Consider the following 253-nt stretch of genomic DNA (forward strand, 5'->3'; position numbering starts at 1 on the left):
GGAGGCGACGCAAGCGTCGATGCCGGTCGTAATGTCAAGGTGACATCCGTCAGCCGGCTGGAAGGCGGCACGGAATACGCCGCTGACGGCGTCGTCCAGATCCGCACGGCGTCGCAGGTCGGCTCCGTGCTTGAGGCTGGCGGCGCGCTTGCCGTGAAAAGCGGCGCGGACCTGCTGGTGCGCTCTTCCAGCGTGCAGTCGGGCAAGGACATGTCGCTGGATGCGGGCCGAAGCATTGCCATCGTGTCGGCGC

General features: G+C 67.6%; 1 protein-coding gene. It reads left to right on the forward strand.

What is annotated here, in order from left to right; all coding sequences use genetic code 11:
• Positions 1–39: 39 nt before the first annotated feature.
• A partial coding sequence (locus tag ACSNOK_RS35245) for a hemagglutinin repeat-containing protein (RefSeq protein WP_436784764.1) occupies positions 40–253 on the forward strand: 214 nt, incomplete at its 3' end.

The sequence above is a fragment of the Streptomyces sp. URMC 126 genome (genome assembly GCF_051386555.1).
GTDB lineage: Bacteria > Actinomycetota > Actinomycetes > Streptomycetales > Streptomycetaceae > Streptomyces.